The sequence below is a fragment of the Winogradskyella psychrotolerans RS-3 genome, assembly GCF_000427335.1.
Lineage (GTDB): Bacteria > Bacteroidota > Bacteroidia > Flavobacteriales > Flavobacteriaceae > Winogradskyella > Winogradskyella psychrotolerans.
In genome coordinates this window covers 1-1,132 of the sequence record NZ_ATMR01000008.1, presented here as the reverse complement: position 1 = coordinate 1,132, position 1,132 = coordinate 1, and the positions used below count along the sequence as shown (strand labels likewise).

2 protein-coding genes are annotated in these 1,132 nt (G+C 37.7%); both read right to left on the bottom strand.

Annotated features, from left to right (window positions below; translation table 11 throughout):
• Window positions 1-746, bottom strand: a 746-nt coding sequence (locus tag ADIWIN_RS01310; RefSeq protein WP_040756198.1) for an iron-containing alcohol dehydrogenase, incomplete at its 3' end; no start/stop codon positions are given.
• 198 nt (window positions 747-944) lie between these two features.
• Window positions 945-1,132 (bottom strand): hypothetical protein (locus tag ADIWIN_RS01305; protein WP_040756196.1); only part of this gene is annotated, 188 nt, incomplete at its 5' end.

The following is a 1,132-nucleotide window of genomic DNA, read 5'->3' as shown; positions in this document are numbered from 1 at the left end:
ATCTTGCTTCTGGAAACCAAATCAGGTTTCAGTGTAGCTGTTTCTATGGATTCACCTATTAATTTAATTCCCTCCAGCGCAATGCCACTACACATTGGATTCCAGTTTTTAGAAAGATACGCTTCAATATTATGGGTAAGGGCATCCATTCCTGTCGCTGCAGTGACAAATGAAGGCAAATCCATGGTAAGCTCAGGGTCTGCAAATACTATTTTGGCCATTAGGGTTGGCGCAAACAGGATGCGCTTCTTCTTGCTTTCATCTTCAGAAATGATGGCACTTCTTCCTACTTCACTTCCTGTTCCAGAGGTAGTAGGGACGGTGATAAAATGCGGTATAGGTTCGGTTACGTATTTGTCTCCTCCTATCAAGTCATCGTAATCCATTAAATCTCTGTGGTGATTAATGCTAAGCGCAACGGCTCTTGCTACATCTAAAGCCACTCCTCCTCCTATTCCAATAATGGCATCCCTATCGGTAGATTGGTACAAAGCTTTCCCTTTAAGCACATCCGACTTGACTGGATTTTTATGTACATCTGAAAAAACTTCAACAGACAAACCAGATTGGCTTAGTTCGCTTACTATCTTTTTAAAAAACCCAAGCTCTCTAACTATAGGATCAGTAACCAATAGTGGTCTTTTTAATTGGTTTTGTTTGAGATAATCAGACAATTCACTGATAACGCCTACTCCAAAACGTATGGCAGTAGGAAAACTGAAATTAAATTTTTGAAGAATATCCATTTTTATAAATGAAAACTTTAGTGATAAAACTTAAGAAATTACGATTAAACTCGAAATCCTTTTTTGAGCTAAAAATCGAACAAAGATCAGACAACAGTTGGTTTACTGTATAACCTACAGTAGAACTACTCCTTAAGTGAACAAACATTTTTTCTCTTGCGGTTGCACACTAATTTTGATTGCTATTGGATAGGGTGGTTAAATAATTTCAAAATAACGTTTCCTTTCCCAATCGGTAACTTTAGAAGCAAACTCTCTACATTCCCATTCTCTGGTTTTACAGAAATGATCCACAAAAACTTCCCCAAACAAAGATTTTGCTATGGCCGAATTTTTCATTGCCTCGGTTGCTTCTTTGAGTGATGTTGGGATAGATCCATTAGAAT